The following is a 22,993-nucleotide window of genomic DNA, read 5'->3' on the forward strand; positions in this document are numbered from 1 at the left end:
ACCGCCGCACGCCACCCGCGGGCCCCGGCCGACGCTCCGGAACGCGGCCGAGCAGAGCGGCGAGAAGCTCGGGGAACTGAAGGGTCCCGTAGACGAACAGACCGTCCTCACCCACCACCCGGCGGCCGGGCCCGGCCGGTCCAGGAGCCGGCGACCAGGCCGGATCACGCATGCCCCACCTCTCGGACCACCGTAACGGGTCCGGTCGGACTCGTTACCCCGTGGCCGCCGGCCGGCGAGGGCGGACACCGTTTGGCCGGACCGGTGCCGGGATAGGCCACTACAGAGGGTGAGTACGGTCACGGATCGGTACCACCGGTCGAGCACTGATGGAGGAGACGATGGCGAGAGTCGGTCGGTCCCTCGTGACGGCCGCCGTCCTGGGCAGCGGGATCAGCAACGCCCTGGCGGACTTGAACCGCACGCACGTCTTCAATCCGTGCTGGCCGCCGCACGCCCGCTTCCACGCCGCGTCGGCGGTCACGACCAACGTGGGATGGTCGTTCACCTCGCTGTGGCTGCTGTGGCGCCGGGGGACACCGGGTGAGCGGAGGCTCGCGCTGAAGGTCGCCGCCCTGCACCCGATCCTCGCCTACGGGCCCTTCTTCGTCGCGGAGGCGATGCCGGGGTCGGAGGCCGAGGACCGGCCCGGGCAGATACCGCGCGTCGCCGGAGTGCCGGTGAACCTCTTCGTGGCCGGCGTCGCGTCGGGCCTGTCGGCCCTGGGCTACCTCCTGGCCCGTCGCGAGGCCGAGGAGCGGCCCGTCACCCACGCCGCCGACCTCCATGCCGACGCCACGGCCGAACCCGTGGGCAGCGGGCGGATGAGCCGGTGAACGGCTCGCGCTCCACCCTCTGAACCGGACGAGCAGGGACGGCTCGGACGCTGCGGCGACGGGTGTCCGAGACCTCTGTGCGCACGAACCGGCCGGAACCACCGGTGGCGGGGTCTGAGTAGTTCTACTCTGCTCCGCGAGCGGCCGCGCCGGGATGCTGATCACATGATCGACACGAGACTCCCGCCGAACACGACGGCGCGGACGGTCACCGGGGTCCTGCTGGTCCTGCTCACCCTCGGATGGATCGGCGGCACGGTCGCGCTGTTCCTCGCGGCGCTCGATCCGATGATCTGTTTCGAGGGGTGCCAGGTCACCGAGCAGCAGAGCCTGCACTCCGACCATCTCCTGATCGCCTCGGTCGGCTGCGCGCTCGTGCTGCCCATCGCGGCCGTCGTCCTCAGTGTGGCGACCCGGCGGCGGGTCGCGGCCGTCGTCTTCCTCGTCGCCGGGGTGCTGCCGGGGATCGCCTACGGCCTCACGGCCGGCGTGGGCGCCGCGCGCGACATCCACCGGATCCAGCTTCGTCACCCCGCACCCCTGCCGTCGGGCTACTGCCCCTGCTACAGCGGTGGCTCCTGCGACTGCCCGGGCGGCTGAGGCCGCAGATGGGACCCGGGCGGCCCGGCCCCCGCGGCGTGCTGGTTAGGCTGGGAGCCGCAGGGAGACGATCACTCGAGCACGGTGGGGGCGCAGGCAGCGATGGGATATGTCGCCGATCCGGCATTGGTGGAGCGCGCCCGAGCGCTGCTGGCCGAGCACCCGGTGGTGGACGGTCACAACGACCTTCCGTGGGCGCTGCGCGAGCAGGTCGGCTACGACCTGGACCGCCGTGACGTCGCGGTCGACCAGAAGGAGTTCCTGCACACCGACCTGCCGCGGCTGCGCGCCGGCGGCGTGGGCGCGCAGTTCTGGTCCGTGTACGTCCCGTCGAGCCTGGCGGGCGACGCGGCGGTCAGCGCCACGCTGGAGCAGATCGACTGCGTACGGGCGCTGGTCGAGCGGTATCCGGACGATCTGCGGCTCGCCCGTACCGCCGACGAGGTGGAGGCGGCCCGCGCCGACGGGCGCATCGCGTCGCTGCTCGGCGCGGAGGGCGGGCACTCGATCGCGTGCTCGCTGGCGACCCTGCGCGCGCTGTACGAACTCGGCGTCCGCTACATGACCCTCACGCACAACGACAACACGCCGTGGGCCGACTCGGCCACCGACGAGCCCGTCGCGCACGGCCTCACCGCCTTCGGCGAGGAGGTCGTGCGGGAGATGAACCGCCTCGGGATGCTGGTGGACCTGTCCCACGTGGCGGCCGACACGATGCGGGACGCGCTGCGGGTGAGCCGTGCGCCGGTGATCTTCTCGCACTCCTCCTCGCGGGCGGTCTGCGACCATCCGCGCAACATCCCCGACGACGTGCTGGAGCGGTTGCCCGCCAACGGCGGGGTCGCCATGGCCACGTTCGTGCCGAAGTTCGTGCTGCCGGAGGCCATCGCGTGGACGCGGGCGGCCGACGAGCACCTGCGGGCCCAGGGCATCGATCCGCTCGCCACCACGCCGGAGGCCAAGGAGGCGCGGCGGGCGTACGAGGCCGACCACCCCCAGCCGGTCGCGACGGCCGCCACCGTGGCCGACCACCTGGACCACATGCGCGAGGTGGCGGGAATCGACCACCTCGGCCTCGGCGGCGACTATGACGGCTGCCCGTTCCTGCCCGCGGGGCTGGAGGACGTCTCCGGCTACCCGAACCTGATCGCCGAGCTGCTCGGGCGCGGCTGGAGCGAGGCCGACCTCGCCAAGCTGACCTGGCAGAACGCCCTGCGCGTGCTGCGCGACGCCGAGGCGGTGGCCCGTGACCTGCGCGCCACCGAGCGGCCGTCGATCCTGCGGATCGAGGACGCCGCACCGGCCACCGACGCCGCAGGCTGAACCTCCTCGGTTCCTCAGTCGTCGGACGGCGTGATGCCGTCGAGGATCTCGGCGGCGCGGGCGCGGGCCGGCTCGCCGTAGCGGTGGGCCAGGGAGTGGAAGACCTGCTCGGCGCGGACCGCGGGCCAGTCGGCGGGCAGGTGCTCGGCGGGCAGGTGGGGGTCGCGGCGTACGAGGTCGAGCCAGTCGGTGTGCAGCAGCAGCTGCCGGGCGAGGACGTCGGCCTCGGCGGCGGGCTCCGGCCGGTCCCAGCGGGACAGGAACTCCTGGTAGCGGCGGGCGATGCCGGGCACGTCGAAGGCCGCCTCGATCAGCCGGGCGGCGTCGGTGGGCTCCACGGCGACGCCCTGGAACGCCTTGAGGTGTGCGTCGAGGCCGAGCCCGTCGACCAGCGCGGCCACGTCGACCCGGCCGGGCGCCGCCCACATCCCGCTCTGCAGCGGCCCGAACCCGCCCCACAGCAGGCGGGAGCGCAGGTCGTGCCGCTCGCGCCGCCAGGAGTCGGGCAGGGAGAACCCGACGACGGTCCAGGTGCCGTCCCAGCCCCGGTTGACCGCACCGGTCTGCCAGACGCGGCGGTGCCCGTCCCGCAGCACCTCGACGGCGCGGGCCGTGAGGCCGAAGTACATCTTGCGCCCGCGCCGGTGGCGCTCGAGGAGGTCGCGGCGGACCATCCGGGTGAGCGTCGAGCGGACGGCGTCCTCCCCCACCCCGGCGCGGGCGAGCACGTCGATGATGCTGGCGGACGACAGCGCGACCGGGCGGTCCAGGACGTGGATGCCGAAGAAGCTGAGCATCAGCGACTGGGGGCGGGGGGCGCTCTCCGCCGCGTCACCTCCGTCGAGGGCGGCGACCGAGGACGTGTCGGGCTCGACCTGATCGATACGGGTCACCAGGACAGCGTAGGCGCTCGGCACCCGGGCGCGGAGCCGCTCAGGGTAATCATTGGGCAAGTTATTGACGACGGTCGAATATCTGCCTAGTTTGGGCGATGCCAGACACCCTCCCGGCTCCGCTGGAAAGGAAACCCATGGATCTCACCGGCAAGGTCGCCGTCGTCACCGGCGCCGGCCGTGGTCTCGGCCTCGCCTATGCCTCCGCCCTCGCCGCCGCCGGCGCGGCCGTCGTGGTGAACGACGTGGACGGCGAGGCCGCCGAGGCGGCGGTCAAGGGGATCACCGAGGCCGGCGGCCGCGCGGTCGCCGAGGTGCGCCCGGTCGGCACCACGGAGACCGCGGAGGCGCTGGTCGCCCGCGCCGTGGAGGAGTTCGGCCGGCTGGACGCGATGGTCACCAACGCCGGCGTGCTGCGGGACCGGGTGCTGTGGAAGATGTCGGACGAGGACTTCGACACCGTGATCCAGGTGCACCTGCGCGGGACGTTCACCTGCGCCCGCGCGGCGGCGATCCGCATGCGGGAACAGGGCGAGGGCGGCCGCGTCATCGTGGCGGGCTCCCCCGCCGGGCAGCGCGGCAACTTCGGGCAGACCAACTACGCCGCCGCGAAGGCCGGCATCGCCGCGATGGTGCGCACCTGGGCGATGGAGCTGGCCAGGGCCGGGATCACCGTGAACGCGGTCATCCCGAACGCGGCCACCGCGATGACCCGGACGATCCCGGCGTTCGCCCCGTACGTCGAGGCGTACGAGAACGACGGCACCCCCCTGCCGGACGCGCTGCGCAAGGGGTACGCCTTCGGTACGCCCGAGGACTGCGCCGGGCTGGTCGTCTACCTCGCCTCGGACGCGTCCGGCGACGTCACCGGCCAGTGCGTCGGCATCGGCGGCGACAAGCTCTCGCTGTGGTCCCACCCGCAGGAGATCAGCGCCGCGTACGCCGACGGCGGGTGGAGCGGCGACGCCATCGCCGCCGCCTGGCCCGTGTCGGTCGGGCAGCAGCCGGAGACGTACGGCATCCCGGCGCCGAAGCTGTGACCGGGAGGGAGACGACCATGATCGACCTGGACGCCGTCACGGCGATCGACATGCACACCCACGCGGAGGTGTCCGAGCGCGGCGACCGCTCGCTGTCCGCCGACCTGGACGCCGCCGCCGGAGCGTACTTCAAGACCGAGCACCGGCACCCGACACTGACCGAGATCGCCGCGTACTACCGCGAGCGGCGGATGGCCGCCGTGGTGTTCACGGTGGACGCCGAGGCGGCCACCGGCCACCCGCCGGTCCCGAATGAGGAGGTCGCCGAGGCGGCCCGCGCCAATCCGGACGTCATCATCCCCTTCGCCAGCGTCGACCCTGCGCGCGGGAAGGCGGGCGCGCGGCAGGTGCGGCGGCTCGTCGAGGAGTACGGCGTGCGGGGGTTCAAGTTCCACCCCAACGTGCAGGCGTTCCACCCGAACGACCGGCGGGCGTACGTCCTTTACGAGGTGATGGAGGAGCTGGGCGTGCCCGCGGTCTTCCACACCGGGCAGACGGGCATCGGCGCCGGCGCGCCCGGCGGGGGCGGCATCCGGCTGAAGTACTCCAACCCGATGGACGTGGACGACGTCGCCGCCGACTTCCCCGGGCTGACCATCATCCTCGCGCACCCGTCCTTCCCCTGGCAGGACGAGGCGCTGGCGGTCGCCACCCACAAACCGAAGGTGTACATCGACCTGTCCGGCTGGTCGCCGAAGTACTTCCCGCCGCAACTCGTGCAGTACGCCAACTCGTTGCTGAAGGACAAGGTCCTCTTCGGTTCCGACTACCCGATGATCAGCCCGGATCGCTGGCTCGCCGACTTCGCCAAGCTGCCGATCAAGGACGAGGTCCGTCCCAAGATCCTCAAGGAGAACGCCGCCCGGCTGCTCGGCCTCACCCGGGACTGACCGGGCCGGGGCCGCACCTCCCAGATCCACCGCGCACCCGCTGGGCGAGAGGAGCCCTCCAATGCGCAACCAAGGCATCGGCTCATGGACCGCGCGCCGGGCCCGCAAGACCCCGAAGCGCACGGCCCTGGTCTTCGACGACCGCCGTCTGAGCTACGCCGCGCTGCACGACCGCGCGACACGCCTGGCCCACGTCCTGCGCGACCGGGGCGTACGGCACGGGGACCGGGTCGCCTACCTGGGCCCGAACCATCCGGCCTACCTGGAGACGCTGTTCGCCGCGGGCGTCCTCGGCGCGGTGTTCGTGCCGCTGAACAGCCGCCTGGCCGACCCGGAGCTCGTCTACCAGCTCCGCGACTCCGGCAGTTCGGTCCTGGTGCACGCCGGCCGCGGGCCGGAGACGCTCCGGGCCGTCCACGACGGGGCCGCTCCCCGGGCGACCCTCGCGGTCGGCGACCCGGTCCACCCGGCCGACCTGCCCTACGACACGCTGGTCGAGGCGGCGTCCGCCGAGCCGATCGACGAGGAGGTCGGGCTCGGCGACCCCTGCCTGATCATGTACACCTCGGGCACGACCGGCCGGCCGAAGGGCGCCGTGCTCACCCACGGCAACATCACGTGGAACAGCCTGAACGTGCTCGTCGACGTCGACCTGTCCGGCGACGAGGTCATGCTGGTCAGCGCGCCGCTCTTCCACACCGCCGCGCTCAACATGACCTGCCTGCCCACCCTGCTCAAGGGCGGCGCCGTGGTGCTGGAGCGGTCCTTCGACGCGGCGCGGACCCTGGAGCTGATCGCGCGATACCGCGTGACGTGCCTGTTCGGGGTGCCCGCGATGTACGACCGGATCGCCGCCGACCCCGGCTTCGCCGGCGCGGACCTGTCCAGCGTACGGTCGCTGCTGTGCGGCGGCGCGCCGGTGCCGGCCCGCACCATCCGGACCTACCTCGACCGGGGCCTCGCGTTCGTCCAGGGGTACGGGATGACGGAGGCGTCCCCCGGCGTGCTGCTGCTGGACCGGGCCGACTCCCTGGACAAGGCGGGCTCCGCCGGCGTTCCGCACTTCTTCACCGACGTACGGCTCGTGGACCCGCTCGGTGACGACGTTCCGCCCGGCCGGCGCGGCGAGGTGCTGGTCAAGGGCCCGAACGTCACGGCCGGGTACTGGGGCCTGCCCCAGGCCACGGTCGAGTCGATCAGCGATGGGTGGTTCCACACCGGCGACGTCGCGGCGGCCGACGAGGACGGGTACGTCACGATCGTCGACCGGCTCAAGGACGTGATCATCTCGGGCGGGGAGAACATCTATCCCGCCGAGGTCGAGGACGCCCTGCTCGAGCACCCCGCGGTGCGGGACTGCGCGGTCATCGGCGTGCCGGACCCCCGCTGGGGCGAGGTCGGCCGGGCCGTCGTCGTCCCGGAGCCGGGCGCCGCCCCCACCGAGGAGGACCTGCTCGCCCACCTGGAGGGCCGGCTGGCCCGCTACAAGATCCCCAAGTCGGTCGTGTTCGCCGACGGCCTGCCGCGCACGCCCAGCGGCAAGCTGCTCAAGCCCGCCATCCGCTCCGCGCACGGCGGCGAGGAGACGGCCGACCGATGACGCCCCGACCGACAACGAAGGAGACCACGTGAGCATCACCGTCAACGGCCTGGAGGAGATCAAGGCCCAGGCCGGCGCCGATCTGGGACACAGCCGGTGGATGGAGATCACCCAGGACCGGGTGAACACCTTCGCCGACGCGACCGACGACCACCAGTGGATCCACGTCGACGAGGAACGGGCCAAGGACGGCCCGTTCGGCGGGACGATCGCCCACGGCTACCTCACCCTGTCCCTGCTCATCCCCCTGTGGAGCGAGCTGCTCGAGGTCACCGGCGTGCGGATGGCCGTGAACCTCGGGCTCAACCGGGTGCGCTTCCCCTCCCCCGTCCGCGTCGGCTCGAAGATCCGGGCCCATGGCGCGATCGCCTCGGTGACCGAGGTGAAGGGCGACGGCGTCGAGGTGGTCGTGGACCTCACGGTCGAGATCGACGGCGTCGACCGGCCCGCCTGCGTCGCCCAGGCGGTCTACCGCTTCTACGCCTGACCCGGGTCGCGGCGTGGAACCGGACGCCGAGCGAGCCGGCACGTCGGTCGCCGACCGGCTTCTCGGCGTCCTCGGCGCGTTCACGGCCGACCGGCCGGCGCTGTCGCTCAGCGACATCGCCCGCCGGGCCGGCCTGCCGCTGCCCACCGCGCACCGCCTCGTGGCCAGGCTCGTCGCCTGGGGCGCCCTGGAGCGCGGCGCCGACGGCCGCTATCACGTCGGGTTGCGGCTGCTCGAGGTCGCCTCGCTGGCCCCGCGCGGCCTCGCCCTGCGCGAGACCGCCATGCCGTACCTGGAGGACCTGTACGAGGCGACGCACGAGAACGTCCACCTCGCCGTCCGCGACGGTCTGGAGGCGGTGTACGTCGAGCGGATCTCGGCGCGCTCGGCGGTCCGCGTGCTCAGCCGCCTCGGTGCGCGCTGGCCCCTGCACGCCACCGCGGTGGGCCTGGTGCTGCTGGCGTACGGCGGCCGGGAACTGCAGGAGGAGGTGTGCTCCCGGCCGCTGCGGGCCTTCACCCCGTACACCGTCGCCGATCCGGCCGTGCTGCGCCGGATGCTCGCCGAGGTCCGGCGCTGCGGCTGCGCGGTGAGCGACCGGCAGATCACCGATGACGCCATCTCGCTGGCGGCGCCCGTACGCGGAGCGAACGGCGACGTGATCGCCGCCGTGTCCGTCGTCGTCGGCGTGCAGGACGCCCGCGTCCCCGCGCTGACGGCGACCGTCCAGGTGGCGGCGGGCGGGATCTCCCGGGCGCTCGGCTGGCGGCCGGGGCTGTCCAGGCCCGGCCTTTCACCGGGCCGGCCTACACCAGGTGAGGCTTTCCCCGGGTGAGGCTTTCACTGGGTGAAAGGGGCATGGCGGCGACGTCTCCCTGAACGCGAATCTGACGCCACCCGCGCCTACCGAGAGAGGGCCCGATGACGTCTTTCGCGAGGAATCAGTGGTACGTCGCCGCGTACGGCCGGGAGGTCGGCCGCGACCTGCTGGCCAGGACGGTGCTCGGTGAGCCGCTCGTGCTGTACCGCACCGAGGCCGGCGAGGTCGTGGCGCTCGCCGACCGTTGCGTGCACCGGCGGTTCCCGCTGTCGGAGAGCCGGCTGGACGGCGACCGGGTCGTCTGCGGCTACCACGGCTTCACGTACGCCCCGGACGGCGGGTGCGTGTACGTCCCCGGTCAGAAGCGGATCCCGCGCACCGCCCGCGTCGCCTCCTACCCCGTCGCCGAGCAGGACTCGTTCGTGTGGGTCTGGATCGGCGACCGGGCGCTCGCCGACACCGCCGCGATCCCCCGCGCGCCCTGGCTGGCCGATCCGGAGTGGACGACGGTCAGCGGCATGGAGCCGCTGGACGCCCGGTACGGCCTGCTGGTCGACAACCTCCTCGACCTGTCGCACGAGACGTACCTGCACGGCGGCCACATCGGCACGCCCGAGGTGGCCGAGACCCCGATCACCACCGAGGTCGACGAGGAGGCCGGGATCGTCCGGGTCAGCCGGCACATGCACGGCGCCGAGTGCCCGCCGTTCTACTCGAAGTCGACCGGCATCGAGGGGCGGATCGACCGATGGCAGGACATCGAGTACCACGCGCCGTGCCTCTACCTGCTGCACAGCCGGATCGCGCCCGAGGGCGTGGCGCCCGGCCCGGACGGGGACGACGGCGACGCCTTCCACGTCGAGATCGTCTACGCCATCACCCCGTCCACCGAGAACACGACGTACGACTTCTGGGCCGTCGCCCGGGACTTCGCCCGCGACGACGAGAAGGTCAGCGCCTTCCTGCACGATGCCAACCGCGCGGTCATCATGCAGGACGTCGACGCGCTGAACATCCTGGAGAAGGTCATCGCGACCGAGCCCGACGGCTACCAGGAGCTGAGCATCAACATCGACACCGGCGGCCTGGCGGCCCGCCGGATCCTGGCGCGCCTCGCCGCCGGCGAGCAGGCCCCGGCCGGGACCGTCGCACGATGACCGAGCGAAGCGAGGGAATCGAGAGGCACAGCACCCTGGTCATGGGGCCGACGAAGGAGGCCCCATGACCGGGCGGGAGAGGCCGGTCTACCGGGTGCGCTGGCTGCCGGGCACCGACACGCTCCTGGGCACCTGCCACTGCGGCGCCGAGCGGACGGCCGAGGACCCGGTGCCGCTGTGGGAGTGGCTGCTCGCCCACCCCGACGGCCATCGGGCGCCCGGAGACGAGACCGCGCCGCTCGCCGCGGCGACCGTCTGAACGCACGTACGGGGACGTCACCCCCGGGTGGCGTCCCCCTTCACCGAGAGAGGCGACAGCGATCGTGAACGACGAGACCGAAGTCGTCGTCGCCGGACGGGACCGGGCCGCCGACGGCGTGGTCCGCCTGACCCTGCGCCGCCCCGACGGCGGGCCGCTGCCCGCCTGGGCGCCGGGCGCCCACATCGACCTGCTGCTCGACGGCGGCCTGAGCCGGCAGTACTCGCTGTGCGGATCGCCGGAGGACCGGACGGCCTGGCGGATCGCCGTCCTGCGCGAGCCGGACGGCCGGGGAGGGTCGGCGTACGTCCACGACCGGCTCCCCGTCGGCACGCGGCTGCGGGTGCGCGGGCCGCGCGGCAACTTCCCGTTCCGGCCCGCCGAGCGCTACCTGTTCATCGCGGGCGGCATCGGCATCACGCCCCTGCTGCCGATGGTGGCGGCCGCCGAGCGGGCCGGCGCCCGGTGGCGGCTGCTGTACGGCGGCCGCACCCGCGCGTCGATGGCCTTCCTCGACGAGCTCACCGGCTACGGCGACGCGGTGAGCGTACGGCCGCAGGACGAGACGGGACTGCTGGACCTGGACGCGTTCCTGGGCGAGCCCGACGACCGGACCCTCGTCTACTGCTGCGGCCCGGAGCCCCTCCTCGCGGCGGTCGAGGAGCGGTGCCGTTCCGGGTGGCCGCCGGGCGCCCTCCAGGTCGAGCGCTTCCATCCCAGGGAGACCGGCACGACGGACGACGCCGCGTTCGAGGTGGTGCTCGCGCGGTCCGGGCGGACGCTCACCGTGCCGGCCGGCGGCAGCGTCCTGGAGACCGTCCGGTCCGCCGGGGTCGAGGTGCTCTACTCCTGCACGGAGGGCACGTGCGGCACCTGTGAGACCGACGTCCTGGAGGGCGAGCCCGACCACCGCGACTCGGTCCTCACCGAGGAGGAGCGGGCGGGCGGCGAGACGATGATGATCTGCGTGTCCCGGTCGCGCGGCCCGCGCCTGGTCCTCGACCTGTGAGGATCCGCCCGCCGCGCCGGGACCGGCGGCCCGGTCCTCGACTCGTGAGGATCAGCCCGCGCCGCCGCGGCCGGCGGCCCGGCCTTCGACTCGTGAGGATCGGCTTGCGGCGCGCCGCGCCGGGACCGGCGGGTCGGCCTGGCGCCGCGCCGGGTTCCCGCGCTCCCGCCGCGCGCACGCCAGGCGGTCCGCGCCGGCGGACAGGAGGGCGACCGCCCCGACCCCGGCGCACAGCAGGAGCAGCGTACGGCCGCCGAGACCCGCCATGGCGCCGGCCGCGGCGGACCCGACCGAGGACACCGCGACCTTCAGCCCGGCGCTGGTGACGAACACCTGCGCGCGTGCGGCGGCCGGCGCGTACGCCGTGCGGGCGGTCAGCGTCGCGGTGAAGGAGAGCGCGTTGGCGACGCCGATGAGCGCGAAGCCGGCGAGGGCCAGGGTGAATCCGGGCGCCAGCGCGCCCAGGGCGGTCGTCACGGCCAGGATGGCGAACAGCCGGAGCGCGAGCCGTTCGGGCTCTCCGCGCAGCGGGAAGATCGTCACGAGCAGGGAGCCGCCGAGGTTGCCGAGCCCGTACGCGACGGTCAGGGCGGCGCCCGCGCCGGGCCGGCCGGTCAGGTGCGGTCCGAGCACGGCAGCGATGACCGGCAGCGCGCCCAGGCCGAGCGCGCCCAGCAGGGTCAGCGTGGTCACCCGCCGCAGGGGCGCGGACCTGGCCAGCACGCCCATGCCCGCCAGAACGCCCGGCGCGCGGTCCGCGGACGCGTCGGTGGAGCGTTCCAGCGGCAGGGTCGGCGTCAGCGCGGCGGCGAGGGCGGCCGCTCCGCTCAGCCCGAGCATCGCGGTCAGGGGCCCGAACAGCCCCGCGAGTCCGGCGACCGCGGCGGGGCCGGCCGTGCCGCCGATGCCGTACGTCAGGGCGTCCCAGCCCTGGGCGCGGCGCCGGGCCGGACCGTCCGCTCCGGAGGTGCCCGGCAGCCGGCTGCTCAGCCCGCCGGTGAGGAGGGGGCCGCAGCAGCCGGCGACCGCCACCGCCGCGACCGCCGCCCAGACGGGGGCGCGGCCCAGCAGCAGCGATCCGGTCGCCAGCGCCGCCGCGTAGACCAGGAACGCCGTCGCGAGCACCCAGCGGGCGTCGCGGGCGCGGTCCAGGCGGCGGGCCGCCCAGGGCCCGAACAGGTGCGGCGCGCTCAGCGCGCCCGCCAGGAGGCCGCCGGTCGCGGCGGCCCCGGGAATCCGGAGCCCCGGATCCATGGCGAGCAGGACGAGTCCCACCGCCGCTCCGCCGTCCGCGCCCCGCGCGAGGACCGCCGCCGGAACGTACCGGACCAGTCCCCTGGCGATCTGCCCGTCGGCGCGTCCGGCGCTCACGGCCTCATCTCCTCGCGTCACCGCACAATGTGGTGACGCCACGGTGGCACGGGCCCGCGTCACCGGTCAATATGGTGACGTGTTCGCCTTTCTCAGCGGTCGGCCCTGCCTCGACCTCACGACGACGCTCCAGGTCCGCCACCGCACGCCCGTCGAGACCCTGCGGTCCCCGCACGACGCCCGCGACTGGATCGAACAGGCGGGACTGGCCGAGGGGGTCGCCGTCGGCGACGACGGCCTCGTCCGGCTCCGGGAGCTGCGCGAGGTGATCCACCGGCTCGCCCGCGCGGCGCTCGACGCGACCTCCCCCGACCCGGCCGACGTACGGCGGCTCAACGACGCCGCCGCACACCCGCCGACGGTCCCCCGCCTGACCGGCGGCTCCGTACGGCACGGGGGCGACCTCGACCAGGTCCTCTCCACGATCGCCCGGGACGCGATCGACCTGCTGGCCGGACCCTACGCCGGCCGCATCCGCGAGTGCGCGCACGCGGACTGCAGCCGGCTCTTCCTGGACGCCTCCCACGCCGGGCGCCGCCGCTGGTGCGGGATGGCGGCGTGCGGCAACAAGTCCAAGTCGGCCGCCTACCGCCGGCGTACACGCGGCGGCGCGGATCACCAGGCGACGCGGCCGTCGGATGAACATTCGGCACACTCTTGACGACGGAAAAAATACGGCCCTACATTCGAGCCGTTCCCTCATGTGTCGCACGACACATGCCCCCCGAGAACGGAGTGCTTCCGTGCCTCGACGCCTCCTACGCATTCCCGCGGCCCTCGCCGCCGCCGCAGCCCTCGGCGCGACCGCCCTGACCGGGACCGCCTCCGCCGCGGCGGCCCCCGCCCCCTCCCACCTGACCGGCACCCTCGCCGACGGCGCCACCTGGATCGCCGACGTGCCGGCCGGATGGAACGGGACCCTTCTGCTGTTCAGCCACGGTTACGGGCCGACCGTGGCGCAGGACGCCCCGTCCGACGAGGCCCGTACCGCCCTGCTCGGCGAGGGCTACGCGCTCGCCGGCTCCTCGTACGACCCGCACGGCTCCTGGTGGGCGCTCAACAGCGCCGAACGTGACCAGTTCGCCACCCTGGACGCCTTCACCCGCACGGTCGCCCGGCCGTCCCGGACCCTGTCCGTCGGAGAGTCGATGGGCGGGCTCGTCAACGCCCAGATCGCCCGCGACGCGCGGGGCCGCGTTGCCGGCGCCCTCGGGCTCTGCGGGCTGGTGGCCGGCGGAGTCGACCTGGACGACTACCAGCTGGACGCCGAGTACACGATCGCCTCCCTTCTGCTGCCCGGCCAGGACGTGAAGCTCACCGGCTTCGGCAGCGCGGACGAGGCCGCCGCGACGGCGCAGCGGCTGACCGGCGCGGTCACCGCCGCCCAGGCCACCCCGCAGGGGCGGGCCCGGATCGCGCTCGCCGCCGCGTACCTCAACCAGAGCGACTGGGCGCCCGGCCAGAACCCGCCCGCCGCCGGCGACGCCGACGGGCAGGAGGCCCAGCAGTACGCCTGGATGAGCCAGGGGCTGCTCGCGTTCATCGAGAACGGCCGGTGGTCCATCGAGCAGTCGGCCGGCGGCAACACCTCGGGGAACACCGGCGTCGACTACGCGGCGCTGCTGCGCGAGTCCGAGCACGCCCCCGAGGTCCGCGCCCTGTACGGCGAGGCCGGCCTGGACCTGCGCGCCGACCTGAGCACGCTGACCAGAGGGGCGCATCTGACGGCCGACCCGAAGGCGCGCCGCGCGCTGCGGGAGACCTCCACGGCGGGACAGCGCCTGGCAGTGCCGCTGCTCGACCTGCACACCACGTCCGACCAGCTCGTCCCCGTCGAGCAGGAGTCCGCGTTCGCCGCGCGGGTCCGGGCGGCCGGCGACGGCGCGCTGCTCCGGCAGGCGTACGTCGCCCGTCAGGGTCACTGCGCGTTCACCACCGCCGAGATGGTCGCGGGCGTGCACGCGATCGACCACCGCGTCGCGACCGGTCGCTGGGACCGGGTCGCCGAACCCGCCTCCCTGCAGCGGGCCGCGCAGTCCCTCAACCTCGGCGGCGCCGCCTTCGTCACCTACCGCCCCGGCCGGCTCGTCGGCGTCCGCGCCTCCTGACCCGCGCCGTTCCCTCCCCTCCCTCGTCCTCTCATCCGCTCGTCCGCGTGCCTCCGCCCGCGCCCTCCCCCAACCCCTCCGACTTCCGGGAACACCCATGTCGCATCGCGAACCCACGGACCCCGGGCCGGCCAGGCTCCCGCTCGGCACGCTCATCGCCGGCTGCCTCGCCGTCTGCCTCGCCCAGATCGCCCTCGCCATCCCCGCCACCCTGAACGGCCTGTTCCAGGAGGACCTGCACCCGATCGGCTCGCAGCTCACCTGGATCTCCGACGCCTTCCTGCTGCCCGTCACCGTGCTGGAGCTGACCTTCGGCGTTCTCGGCGACCTCTTCGGCCGCAAGCAGTTGCTGGTCGGGGGCTCGCTCCTGATCGTCGTCGGTGAGATCGTCGCCGCCGCGAGCGACGGCGTCCACCTGCTGTGGGCCGGGCAGGCCATCGCCGGGCTCGGCGCGGCCGCGCTCTTCCCGACCTCCCTCGCCATGGTGGCCGCCGGGACCCGCACCCACCAGGCGCGGTCCCGCGCCATCGCCATCTGGGCGGCGTCGCTGTCCACCGGCGGTTTCATCGCCCCGGTGCTCGGCGGGATCACCGGCAACTACGGATCCTGGCGGTGGGCCTTCGTCGTCGTGACGCTGATCGCCGCCGTCAGCACCCTGGTCAGCCTGCTGCTGGCCGCGAACTCCAGCGCACCCGAGGGCCGCTCCCTGGACCTGGGCGGCCAGGTCACGATCGGCATCGGCCTGTTCGCGCTGCTGTACGCCGTCATCCAGGGGCCCACCGACGGCTGGGGCTCCGGCCCGGTGGTGACGGCGTTCGTGATCGCCGCGGTCTTCGTGGTGCTGTTCGTCGTCGCCGAGCGCCGGGCCCGCTCCCCCCTGCTGCGGCTCGACCTGTTCAGGAACCGGGCGTTCGCCATCGCGTCGTTCGTGGCCGTGGTCGGCATGTTCAGCTTCCTCGGCACGGCGTACGCGGCGAGCATCCGGCTGGGCCCGATCCAGCACCAGAGCCCGATGCGCTCCTCGGTGGCCTTTCTGCTGCTCAACGGCCTGGCCCTGGTGATGCTCCCCCTCACCTCCCGGCTGCTCGACCGGCTGGCCGGCCGCTGGATCCTCACGATCGGCCTGGCGCTCATGGCGGCCGGCGACTTCACCGCCGCGACCCTGCCCGTCTCCGACCGGGCGCTGACCTCGCTCATCCTGCCGCTGGGCCTGGTGGGCGTCGGCTTCGCGCTGACCGTCTCCTCCATCACCGCGACCGCCGTGAACACGGTGCCGATCCACTACGCCGGCATGGCCAGCGCCGCGACCAGCCTCCTGCGCGACTTCGGGTTCACGCTGGGCCCCGCGGTGATCGGCGCGATCGCGCTCAGCCGGGCCGCGTCGCAGTTCACCGCGGATCTCGCCCATTCGACGCTGAGCCCGGCGGTCAAGGCCGCCGCCGGGCACGTCGCCGCCGAGGGCGGGCCGCTCGCGGTGAACTCCGTTCCGCCCTCCTCCCCGCCCGGCGGCGCGGGGCCCCTCGCGTTCGACGCCCTCGGGCACGGCTACACGATCGGTTTCGTCGTCTGCGGGGCGGCCGCGCTCGTGTCCTGTCTGCTCGCCCTGGTCGCCCTGCGGGGCGGGGTCCGGGAGGAGGTCACCGAGCAGCCGCCGGCCCAGGAGGCCGCCGCCACCGCCTGACCGACGTACGCCCGTCGTCACCTGATCGACGGCTCGTCCGGTGCTGCCGGGCAGCGGAGTCGCCGAGCCGACGGGGCCGTCGCCCACCTGTTCCGGGTGGGCGGCGGCCTCCCGCATGAAGCCGGCCGAAACGCGGAATTCACTCATCGAGTGCCTCGTCGTGACACTTCCGTGAACGGGCGTCGGCGCAGGTGACGAGGTGCAACGCGGCCACCGGATCCCGTTACACCGTGGCACTGTACGACGCGCCGAACGGCTCGTAGCGTCAGCCGACATGAGGGCGGGGAGCCCACTCCCTCCCTGCGCCGCTCACGCTTTCCGATGGGAGAGATCCGATGAGCCCGATCGTGCGCGCGGCCCTGGTCCAGGCGACCTGGACGGGTGACACCGAGACGATGATCGCCAAACACGAGGAGCACGCCCGCGCGGCCGCCGCGCAGGGCGCGAAGATCATCGGCTTCCAGGAGGTCTTCAACGCTCCCTACTTCTGCCAGGTGCAGGATTCCGAGCACTACCGGTGGGCCGAGCCGGTGCCGGACGGCCCGACCGTGCGGCGCATGCGCGAGCTCGCCCGCGAACTCGGCATGGTGATGGTCGTCCCCGTCTACGAGATCGAACAGTCGGGCTTCTACTACAACACCGCCGCCGTCATCGACGCCGACGGCGCCTTCCTCGGCAAGTACCGCAAGCACCACATCCCCCAGGTCAAGGGCTTCTGGGAGAAGTTCTACTTCCGGCCCGGGAACCTCGGCTGGCCGGTCTTCGACACGGCCGCCGGCCGCGTCGGCGTCTACATCTGCTACGACCGGCACTTCCCGGAGGGCTGGCGCGCCCTCGGCCTGGCCGGCGCCCAGCTCGTGTACAACCCGTCGGCCACGCACCGGGGCCTGTCGTCGTACCTGTGGAAGCTGGAGCAGCCCGCCGCGGCGGTCGCCAACGAGTACTTCGTCGCCGCGATCAACCGGGTCGGCGTGGAGGAGTACGGGGACAACGACTTCTACGGCACCAGCTACTTCGTCGACCCGCGCGGGCAGTTCGTCGGCGAGGTCGCCTCGGGCAAGGAGGAGGAGCTCGTCGTCCGCGACCTGGACTTCGGACTGATCGACGAGGTGCGGCAGCAGTGGGCGTTCTACCGGGACCGCCGCCCGGACGCCTACGGCCCGCTGACCGACAGCTGACCCGGAGAGGAGCCGACCGCATGGGGACCACCGTGATCCGCGGCGGACTGGTGATCACCGCCGCCGAGGAGACGAACGCCGACGTCCTCGTCGAGGACGGCCGGGTCACCGCGCTCGCCGCGCACGACAGCGACGTCGCCCGCACGTGGGCGGGGTCCGCCGGCCGCGTCATCGACGCGACCGGCAGGTACGTCATCCCGGGCGGCGTCGACGCGCACACCCACATGGAGATGCCGTTCGGCGGGACGAACGCCGTCGACACGTTCGAGACCGGCACCCGCGCCGCCGCCTGGGGCGGGACCACGACGATCGTGGACTTCGCCGTGCAGACCGTCGGCGAGTCGCTGCGCGCCGGGCTGGACGCCTGGCACGCCAAGGCCGACGGGAACTGCGCCGTCGACTACGCCTTCCACATGATCCTCTCCGACGTCACCGAGGACACGCTGAAGGAGATGGACGCCCTGGTCGACGAGGGCGTCACCAGCTTCAAGCTCTTCATGGCCTACCCCGGCGTCTTCTACAGCGACGACGGCAAGATCTTGCGTGCCATGCAGCGCGCCGCCGGGAACGGCGGCCTGGTCATGATGCACGCCGAGAACGGCATCGCGATCGACGTGCTGGTCGAGCAGGCCCTGGCCGCCGGCCGTACCGACCCGCGCCACCACGGCGAGGTCCGCCACGCGCTGCTGGAGGCCGAGGCCACGCACCGCGCGATCCAGCTGGCGCGCGTCGCCGGGGCGCCGCTGTACGTCGTGCACGTCTCGGCGATGGAGGCGGTCGCCGAGCTCGCCCGGGCCCGTGACCTGGGCCTGCCCGTCTTCGGGGAGACCTGCCCGCAGTACCTCTTCCTGTCCGCCGACAACCTCGCCGAGCCGGACTTCGAGGGCGCCAAGTACGTCTGCTCCACGCCGCTGCGCCCGAAGGAGCACCAGGCGCACCTGTGGCGGGCGCTGCGGACCGACGACCTGCAGGTCGTCTCCACCGACCACTGCCCGTTCTGCTTCAAGGGCCAGAAGGAGATGGGCCTGGGCGACTTCTCCAAGATCCCCAACGGGCTGCCGGGCGTCGAGAACCGCATGGACCTGCTGCACCAGGCGGTGGTCGACGGCCACATCTCGCGGCGCCGCTGGATCGAGATCGCCTGCGCGGCCCCGGCCCGCATGTTCGGCATGTACCCGCGCAAGGGCACCATCGCGCCGGGCGCGGACGCCGACATCGTGATCTACGATCCGGACGCCACCCAGGTCATGTCCGCCGAGACCCACCACATGAACGTCGACTACTCGGCGTACGAGGGGCGGACCGTCACGGGCCGGGTCCAGACGGTCCTGTCCCGCGGCGAGGTCGTCGTCGACGACCGTTCCTACACCGGCCGGGCCGGTCACGGCCGCTTCGTCGCCCGCGAGACCTGCCGGTACCCCGGCTGAAGAAAGGCCGCCTCATGGACTTCGGACTCGTCCTGCAGACCGATCCGCCCGCCTCGGCCGTCATCGAGCTGATGCGCCGCGCCGAGCGATGCGGCTTCACGTACGGCTGGACGTTCGACTCCGCCGTGCTGTGGCAGGAGCCGTTCGTCATTCACAGCCAGATCCTCGCGCGGACCGAGCGCCTGATCGTCGGCCCCATGGTCACCAATCCCGGCACCCGTACCTGGGAGGTCACCGCCTCGACGTTCGCCACGCTGAACTCGATGTTCGGGAACCGGACGATCTGCGGCATCGGCCGGGGCGACTCCGCGATGCGCGTGGCGGGCCGCCGGCCGAACTCCCTTGCCGTGCTCGAGGAGGCGATCCACGTGATCCGGGACCTCGCCGAGGGGCGTACGGCGGAGGTCGACGGCACGCCCATCCGCATCCCCTGGATCGAGGAGGGCGCCCGGCTGCCGGTCTGGACGGCGGCGTACGGGCCCAAGGCCCTCGCCCTCACCGGGGCCAAGGCCGACGGCTTCATCCTGCAGCTCGCCGACGTCTACCTCACCGAGTGGATGGTCAAGGCGGTCCGGGACGCCGCGGCCGCCGCCGGCCGCGACCCCGCCGACGTCACGATCTGCGTCGCCGCCCCGGCGTACGTCACCGGCGACGACTCCCCCGGGGCCCTGGCGCACGCGCGTGACCAGTGCCGGTGGTTCGGCGGCATGGTCGGCAACCACGTCGCCGACCTCGTGAGCAGGTACGGCGAGTCGTCCTCCCTGGTGCCCGCGGAGCTGACCGACTACATCAAGGCCCGCCAAGGCTACGACTACGCCCACCACGGCCGTGCGGGCAACCCGGACGCCGCGTTCGTCCCGGACGAGATCGTCGACCGGTTCTGCCTGGTCGGCCCGGCCGAGGCGCACATCGACCGGCTGCGGAGGCTGCGGGCGCTCGGCGTCGACCAGTTCGCCGTCTACGACATGCACGACGCCAAGGAGAGGACGATCGACGCCTACGGCGAGACCGTCATCCCGGCCCTGACCGGCTGACCCGCGGGCCCGTCCGGCCGGAGGCGTGACGGCGGCCGGACGGCCACGGCCCGTCACGGCAGGGCCCGGTCGACGATGTCGAGGGCGTCCTCCTTGATCCTCGTGGTCGACTCCTTGGACACGAGCGGGAAAGCCTGCCGCAGCTCGCGTCGCCCGGCCACCGCGAGCGCGCCTCCGGCGGAGATCAGGCCGCCGCCCACCGTCAGCGCGGCGGCCCACATCGGCAGCCTCCGGGACAGCGCGGCGACCGAACCGGCCACGACCGCGCCCGTTCCGTAGGCGATCAGAGCACCCCCGCCGCCGAGCAGCACCATCCCGCTCTTGGCCCGCCCCGCGTTCTCGACCATCTCCTTACGGACGACCGCCATCTCGTCGCGGACGAGGTGGACCGTCTGCGCCGTCACGTCCTGCAGGAGCTCGGACATCGATTCGTCGTCGGCCATTGCCGCCTCCTCACGTGTTTTACCCGAGCGCTACCCGGCACCGGTGCGGAGTAACGCGCCCGGCTCGTACGGACGTCGTCCTGCGGGTATGCCCTGACCAGGAACTCCGGAAGGAGGAGTGACATGTCGCTGTTCCTGGCCCTCATCCTCGTCGCGATAGCCCTCGGCATCTCCGGATGGGTGGTGAAGGGCCTCTTCTTCCTGTTGATCATCGGAATCGTGGTGTTCCTGGCCGACATGATCCTCGGCGGAATCCTGCTCGGCCGGCGCCGCGGCCGGCCCCGCGCCGTACGCTGACGCGGGCCGCCCCGGCGGGGCGCGGCCGGGTCAGTCCTTGCCGTGCTTCCTGCGCTTGCCCTTCGCCTTGCCCTTCGGCTCACCGGCCTTGGCCTTCGCCTTGCCGGGAGGGGCCGGCCGGTGGACGACGGTTCGCGTCGGCTCCGCGGATCCGCCGGTACGGGACGCGGCGCGCGTGGTCCGGTGTGGCGCCGAGGGCGTCGTGAGGGTACGGGCCGCGTAGACCGTGACCGTCGTGCCGACGGCCATCTCCCCGGAGGGTGTGAGCCCGACCACCGTGCCGGAGCTCCGTCCCGGAACCACCTGGTGCCGGACGCTGACACGCAGGCCCAGCCGCTGCAGCGCCTTCACGACGGAGTCCAGGCGGTGCCCGTAGTAGTCGGTGGGATCGACGGTGACCGTCCGGCGGGGCCGGGCCGACGGCGCGCCGCCGGTCTGGGCGCGTGCCGACCGCACGGCGGACGGGCTGCGCAACGCCCACCCGCTCGCTCCGGTGAGCGCCGCGGCGGCGACCGCTCCGACGCCGAGGAGGAGGGCCCGCCGGTGCGGCGACGCGGGGACCTCGGCCGTGTCCCCGGCGGGCGACGGCTCCTCCTCGACGGCGAGGACGGGACCGGGCGGCGCGGCGGCCACCGCCGGGTCGTCGCGCAGCCGCCGGGCCCACTCGGCGACGGCGACGGCGTCCGGCCGGGCCGCCGGGTCCTTGGCGGTGAGCGCCTCCACCAGGGCGCGTACGGGCTCGGGGACGCTGTCGGGGAGCAGCGGGACGGGGCGGTCGCGGTGGGCGATGGCGACCGCCAGCACGTCATCGCTTTGGAACGGCGGCCGCCCGGCCAGGCACTCCCAGGCGATCACGCCCAGGCTGTAGAGGTCGCCGGCGGGTGTCACGCCGTACCCGGCCGCCTGCTCGGGCGCCAGGTACAGCGGGGTGCCGATCACCTCGCCGGTGCGGGTCAGCCGGAGCGTCTCGGGCCCGCGCGCGATGCCGAAATCAGTGATCTTCACGCTGCCGTCCGGGCGGATGAGCAGGTTCGCCGGCTTCATGTCGCGATGAACGAGCGCGGCCGCGTGGACGCACGCCAGGCCCTCGGCCGCCTGCGCGACGATCTCGACGACGCGGCGGGGCGGCAGTGTGCGCGCACGGGCGAGCACGGCCGACAGCGGCTCACCGTCGATGAGCTCCATGACGAGGTACGGCCGCTGGTCCTCCCGGCCGTCGCCGTAGTCGTAGACCTCCGCGAGGCGCGGGTGGGACAGGGCCGCCAGGTGCCGTGCCTCCAGCCGGAGCCGTTCGCGGTACTCCTCGCTCTCGGCGTGCTCCGGGCGCAGCATCTTGACGGCCACCGTGCGGTCGAGCGCGGTGTCCTCCGCCCGCCAGACCTCGCCCACACCTCCGGCCGCCAACCGCTCGCACAACCGGTAACGTTCTCCGACCACTCTCGGCACCACGGTAGGCATGGGACTCCGCCTACCCGTCTCTGTCCGGAAAACACCGATAACCTGCGCCACACGCGGTACGCCGGATTTTCGGCGACGTGATCAGCGTCCGAGCAGGCCCGTCAGCGCGTCGAGGACCGTGGGCCAGGCACCGGACAGCGGGTCGATCAGCGCGAGATGGCCGATGCCGGGAAGCTCGATCCGGGCGCAGGGGTCGCCCGCCGCCCGTGCCGCGTCGGCGTACCGGCGCGACTGCCCGACCGGGACGTCCTCGTCCGCCGTCCCGTGCACCAGCACGGACGGGATCGAGGAGGGGAGCAGCGCCAGCGGGTCGGCGAGCGCGGTGCGCTCGGGCAGATCGCCGGCGGGCCCGCCCAGCAGGTCGTCGGCGGCGCCGTCGCTCAGGCCCTGGCGCGAGGCGAGTTCGAGCGCCGCCACCGGCGCCAGCGCGAGCACTCCGCGCAGCGGCGGCGCGGCCGGAAGACGCCAGGGGGCGCACGCGGGAAGGCGCGCCCGTGACGCGGCCCACAGCGCGAGGTGACCGCCCGCCGAGTGGCCCAGCAGCACGACGTCACCGATCCCGCCCGGAACGACTCCGGCCGCGAGCGCGGGAACGGCGTCGACGGCCCGGGCGACGTCGTCGAAGGTGCCCGGCCAGCCGCCGCCCTCCTGCCCCACGCGGCGGTACTCGACCGAGGCGGTGGCGAAGCCGCGGGCCGCGAGGTCGTCGGCCATCGGCCCGGTGTGCGCCCGGTCGTACCGGGCGCGCCAGAACCCGCCGTGCACGATGACGACCAGCGGCGCCGCCGCACCCGCGCCGTTGCGGGGGAACCGCACGTCGGCGACCTGGTCCGGCAGGTCGCCGTACGCCACCGTCGCGTCCGGCGCGGAGGCGCGCCGGGTCAGCACGCCGGACGGCTCCCCGGCAGGCGCACCGGAGGGGACGCCGGAGGACACGGCGGAACCCTCCCCGGCAGGCGCGTCGGAAGGCTCGGCCGGACTCGTGTGCCGGCCGCCTCTGATGTCGTTCACCCCTCACCTCTACCGAGGTCACCGCCGTCGCGGCAAGCGAAAAGATCCGGGCGTACTCGATCCACGACGCC

At 73.7% G+C, this 22,993-nt stretch carries 23 protein-coding genes; 18 read left to right on the forward strand and 5 right to left on the reverse strand.

The window, feature by feature from the left end; translation table 11 throughout:
- Nucleotides 1–341 precede the first annotated feature (341 nt).
- From NE234_RS17810 to NE234_RS17820, 3 genes are all read left to right on the forward strand, one after another.
- A complete protein-coding gene (locus NE234_RS17810; protein ID WP_252781428.1) occupies nucleotides 342–836 on the forward strand; it encodes a DUF6640 family protein in 495 nt (164 codons plus the stop codon).
- 165 nt (nucleotides 837–1,001) lie between these two features.
- Nucleotides 1,002–1,436 carry a DUF6234 family protein gene (locus NE234_RS17815; RefSeq protein WP_252781429.1) on the forward strand — a complete coding sequence of 145 codons (435 nt, stop codon included), beginning with the start codon at nucleotides 1,002–1,004 and terminating at the stop codon, nucleotides 1,434–1,436.
- A gap of 84 nt (nucleotides 1,437–1,520) precedes the next feature.
- Nucleotides 1,521–2,759, forward strand: coding sequence for a dipeptidase (locus tag NE234_RS17820; protein ID WP_252781430.1), 1,239 nt, complete (start codon nucleotides 1,521–1,523; stop codon nucleotides 2,757–2,759).
- 14 nt (nucleotides 2,760–2,773) lie between these two features.
- Here the strand turns inward: NE234_RS17820 and NE234_RS17825 are convergent, their stop codons facing one another.
- Nucleotides 2,774–3,652 (reverse strand): PaaX family transcriptional regulator, encoded by an 879-nt coding sequence (locus NE234_RS17825; RefSeq protein ID WP_252781431.1) that lies wholly within the window; start codon nucleotides 3,650–3,652, stop codon nucleotides 2,774–2,776.
- Nucleotides 3,653–3,789: 137 nt separating this feature from the next.
- On the opposite strand from NE234_RS17825, the gene NE234_RS17830 reads away from it, so the two are divergent.
- From NE234_RS17830 to NE234_RS17865, 8 genes are all read left to right on the forward strand, one after another.
- Nucleotides 3,790–4,692, forward strand: coding sequence for an SDR family NAD(P)-dependent oxidoreductase (locus tag NE234_RS17830; RefSeq protein WP_305886700.1), 903 nt, complete (start codon nucleotides 3,790–3,792; stop codon nucleotides 4,690–4,692).
- Between the two features lie 17 nt (nucleotides 4,693–4,709).
- Complete coding sequence (locus tag NE234_RS17835) at nucleotides 4,710–5,582, forward strand: amidohydrolase family protein (protein WP_252781432.1); 873 nt, start codon at nucleotides 4,710–4,712, stop codon at nucleotides 5,580–5,582.
- 61 nt (nucleotides 5,583–5,643) lie between these two features.
- Nucleotides 5,644–7,182 (forward strand): acyl-CoA synthetase, encoded by a 1,539-nt coding sequence (locus NE234_RS17840; protein ID WP_252781433.1) that lies wholly within the window; start codon nucleotides 5,644–5,646, stop codon nucleotides 7,180–7,182.
- Between the two features lie 28 nt (nucleotides 7,183–7,210).
- Nucleotides 7,211–7,669, forward strand: coding sequence for a MaoC family dehydratase (locus tag NE234_RS17845; RefSeq protein ID WP_252781434.1), 459 nt, complete (start codon nucleotides 7,211–7,213; stop codon nucleotides 7,667–7,669).
- A 13-nt stretch (nucleotides 7,670–7,682) separates the two neighbouring features.
- Nucleotides 7,683–8,504: an IclR family transcriptional regulator gene (locus tag NE234_RS17850; RefSeq protein WP_252781435.1), complete on the forward strand. Its 822-nt coding sequence runs from the start codon at nucleotides 7,683–7,685 to the stop codon at nucleotides 8,502–8,504.
- Nucleotides 8,505–8,590: 86 nt separating this feature from the next.
- On the forward strand, nucleotides 8,591–9,646 hold the full coding sequence (locus tag NE234_RS17855; RefSeq protein ID WP_252781436.1) for an aromatic ring-hydroxylating dioxygenase subunit alpha: 1,056 nt from the start codon (nucleotides 8,591–8,593) through the stop codon (nucleotides 9,644–9,646).
- A 64-nt stretch (nucleotides 9,647–9,710) separates the two neighbouring features.
- The gene (locus NE234_RS17860) at nucleotides 9,711–9,905 is read left to right on the forward strand and encodes a hypothetical protein (RefSeq protein ID WP_252781437.1); all 195 of its coding nucleotides are present in this window, start codon (nucleotides 9,711–9,713) and stop codon (nucleotides 9,903–9,905) included.
- A 64-nt stretch (nucleotides 9,906–9,969) separates the two neighbouring features.
- On the forward strand, nucleotides 9,970–10,914 hold the full coding sequence (locus NE234_RS17865) for a PDR/VanB family oxidoreductase (RefSeq protein ID WP_252781438.1): 945 nt from the start codon (nucleotides 9,970–9,972) through the stop codon (nucleotides 10,912–10,914).
- Between the two features lie 51 nt (nucleotides 10,915–10,965).
- Here the strand turns inward: NE234_RS17865 and NE234_RS17870 are convergent, their stop codons facing one another.
- A complete protein-coding gene (locus NE234_RS17870) occupies nucleotides 10,966–12,285 on the reverse strand; it encodes an MFS transporter (protein ID WP_252781439.1) in 1,320 nt (439 codons plus the stop codon).
- Nucleotides 12,286–12,364: 79 nt separating this feature from the next.
- On the opposite strand from NE234_RS17870, the gene NE234_RS17875 reads away from it, so the two are divergent.
- From NE234_RS17875 to NE234_RS17900, 6 genes are all read left to right on the forward strand, one after another.
- Complete coding sequence (locus NE234_RS17875) at nucleotides 12,365–12,946, forward strand: CGNR zinc finger domain-containing protein (RefSeq protein ID WP_252781440.1); 582 nt, start codon at nucleotides 12,365–12,367, stop codon at nucleotides 12,944–12,946.
- 82 nt (nucleotides 12,947–13,028) lie between these two features.
- The gene (locus tag NE234_RS17880) at nucleotides 13,029–14,393 is read left to right on the forward strand and encodes a hypothetical protein (protein ID WP_252781441.1); all 1,365 of its coding nucleotides are present in this window, start codon (nucleotides 13,029–13,031) and stop codon (nucleotides 14,391–14,393) included.
- Nucleotides 14,394–14,490: 97 nt separating this feature from the next.
- Nucleotides 14,491–16,074: an MFS transporter gene (locus tag NE234_RS17885; RefSeq protein ID WP_252781442.1), complete on the forward strand. Its 1,584-nt coding sequence runs from the start codon at nucleotides 14,491–14,493 to the stop codon at nucleotides 16,072–16,074.
- Between the two features lie 335 nt (nucleotides 16,075–16,409).
- Nucleotides 16,410–17,252, forward strand: coding sequence for a nitrilase-related carbon-nitrogen hydrolase (locus NE234_RS17890; RefSeq protein WP_252781443.1), 843 nt, complete (start codon nucleotides 16,410–16,412; stop codon nucleotides 17,250–17,252).
- Nucleotides 17,253–17,272: 20 nt separating this feature from the next.
- Nucleotides 17,273–18,679 carry a dihydropyrimidinase gene (hydA, locus tag NE234_RS17895; RefSeq protein WP_252781444.1) on the forward strand — a complete coding sequence of 469 codons (1,407 nt, stop codon included), beginning with the start codon at nucleotides 17,273–17,275 and terminating at the stop codon, nucleotides 18,677–18,679.
- Nucleotides 18,680–18,693: 14 nt separating this feature from the next.
- Nucleotides 18,694–19,713 carry a TIGR03842 family LLM class F420-dependent oxidoreductase gene (locus NE234_RS17900; protein ID WP_252781445.1) on the forward strand — a complete coding sequence of 340 codons (1,020 nt, stop codon included), beginning with the start codon at nucleotides 18,694–18,696 and terminating at the stop codon, nucleotides 19,711–19,713.
- Nucleotides 19,714–19,766: 53 nt separating this feature from the next.
- Here the strand turns inward: NE234_RS17900 and NE234_RS17905 are convergent, their stop codons facing one another.
- The gene (locus NE234_RS17905; protein ID WP_252781446.1) at nucleotides 19,767–20,156 is read right to left on the reverse strand and encodes a phage holin family protein; all 390 of its coding nucleotides are present in this window, start codon (nucleotides 20,154–20,156) and stop codon (nucleotides 19,767–19,769) included.
- A gap of 123 nt (nucleotides 20,157–20,279) precedes the next feature.
- Here NE234_RS17905 and NE234_RS17910 point away from each other — a divergent pair, with 123 nt between their 5' ends.
- Nucleotides 20,280–20,453, forward strand: a complete 174-nt coding sequence (locus tag NE234_RS17910; protein WP_252781447.1) for a hypothetical protein — start codon at nucleotides 20,280–20,282, stop codon at nucleotides 20,451–20,453.
- Nucleotides 20,454–20,483: 30 nt separating this feature from the next.
- Here the strand turns inward: NE234_RS17910 and NE234_RS17915 are convergent, their stop codons facing one another.
- Together NE234_RS17915 and NE234_RS17920 are read right to left on the reverse strand one after the other, a co-directional pair.
- The gene (locus NE234_RS17915) at nucleotides 20,484–21,890 is read right to left on the reverse strand and encodes a serine/threonine-protein kinase (RefSeq protein WP_252781448.1); all 1,407 of its coding nucleotides are present in this window, start codon (nucleotides 21,888–21,890) and stop codon (nucleotides 20,484–20,486) included.
- A 102-nt stretch (nucleotides 21,891–21,992) separates the two neighbouring features.
- Entirely contained in the window at nucleotides 21,993–22,922 is a 930-nt protein-coding gene (locus tag NE234_RS17920) for an alpha/beta hydrolase (RefSeq protein ID WP_252781449.1), read from the reverse strand.
- Nucleotides 22,923–22,993: the final 71 nt, after the last annotated feature.

Origin of the sequence: Actinoallomurus rhizosphaericola (assembly GCF_024055675.1) — a bacterium.
Lineage (GTDB): Bacteria > Actinomycetota > Actinomycetes > Streptosporangiales > Streptosporangiaceae > Actinoallomurus > Actinoallomurus soli.

Excerpts from the sequence above, each read along its gene's own strand:
- NE234_RS17840 (WP_252781433.1), top strand. The coding sequence starts at position 5,644 with ATGCGCAACCAAGGCATCGGCTCATGGACCGCGCGCCGGGCCCGCAAG.
- NE234_RS17855 (WP_252781436.1), top strand. The coding sequence starts at position 8,591 with ATGACGTCTTTCGCGAGGAATCAGTGGTACGTCGCCGCGTACGGCCGG.
- NE234_RS17860 (WP_252781437.1), top strand. The coding sequence starts at position 9,711 with ATGACCGGGCGGGAGAGGCCGGTCTACCGGGTGCGCTGGCTGCCGGGC.
- NE234_RS17835 (WP_252781432.1), top strand. The coding sequence starts at position 4,710 with ATGATCGACCTGGACGCCGTCACGGCGATCGACATGCACACCCACGCG.
- NE234_RS17910 (WP_252781447.1), top strand. The coding sequence starts at position 20,280 with ATGTCGCTGTTCCTGGCCCTCATCCTCGTCGCGATAGCCCTCGGCATC.
- NE234_RS17900 (WP_252781445.1), top strand. The coding sequence starts at position 18,694 with ATGGACTTCGGACTCGTCCTGCAGACCGATCCGCCCGCCTCGGCCGTC.
- hydA (WP_252781444.1), top strand. The coding sequence starts at position 17,273 with ATGGGGACCACCGTGATCCGCGGCGGACTGGTGATCACCGCCGCCGAG.
- NE234_RS17810 (WP_252781428.1), top strand. The coding sequence starts at position 342 with ATGGCGAGAGTCGGTCGGTCCCTCGTGACGGCCGCCGTCCTGGGCAGC.
- NE234_RS17885 (WP_252781442.1), top strand. The coding sequence starts at position 14,491 with ATGTCGCATCGCGAACCCACGGACCCCGGGCCGGCCAGGCTCCCGCTC.
- NE234_RS17890 (WP_252781443.1), top strand. The coding sequence starts at position 16,410 with ATGAGCCCGATCGTGCGCGCGGCCCTGGTCCAGGCGACCTGGACGGGT.
- NE234_RS17830 (WP_305886700.1), top strand. The coding sequence starts at position 3,790 with ATGGATCTCACCGGCAAGGTCGCCGTCGTCACCGGCGCCGGCCGTGGT.
- NE234_RS17815 (WP_252781429.1), top strand. The coding sequence starts at position 1,002 with ATGATCGACACGAGACTCCCGCCGAACACGACGGCGCGGACGGTCACC.
- NE234_RS17905 (WP_252781446.1), bottom strand. The coding sequence starts at position 20,156 with ATGGCCGACGACGAATCGATGTCCGAGCTCCTGCAGGACGTGACGGCG.